Annotated in this window: 1 protein-coding gene; it reads right to left on the bottom strand. The window is 29.9% G+C overall.

What is annotated here, in order from left to right:
* Positions 1 to 132 precede the first annotated feature (132 nt).
* Positions 133 to 371 (bottom strand): hypothetical protein (locus VQ643_RS16355; RefSeq protein ID WP_414201586.1); only part of this gene is annotated, 239 nt, incomplete at its 5' end.

Here is a 371-nt window from a genome sequence, read left to right as displayed (position 1 = left end):
CATCTAGATACTCATTTAGGTTATTTTTTAATTCATTTATATTATTTTTATACAATAACTGTTTTGGAACTCCAGCAAAACAGTTATTAATAAAGCATGCGAGCTTTCCATTTTTATCTATGGCGTTCCATCTTATAATAGAGCCAAACCCAGGCTCCCAGTTTTTATGTAGCATATTTTAATACCCATCAAGCGTTTAAACTCAGCTATATCTACTTTTTCGTAATGAAAAATCTTCCATACAACGCCACTTATCCTATCTCTAACTTCATCTATGTTATATGTATTAATAACATCAGAATCTAGGTCTCCAGCATATTCATAAAATCTATCTTTATCGATACTCATTGTTAAATCTGTAATAAATAAGG

The sequence above is a fragment of the Pseudomonas sp. F1_0610 genome (genome assembly GCF_047470865.1).
In the GTDB taxonomy this organism is placed as follows: domain Bacteria; phylum Pseudomonadota; class Gammaproteobacteria; order Pseudomonadales; family Pseudomonadaceae; genus JAZDRH01.
Note: the sequence above shows the minus strand (reverse complement) of the source record. Positions and strands in the feature narration are given on the sequence as shown.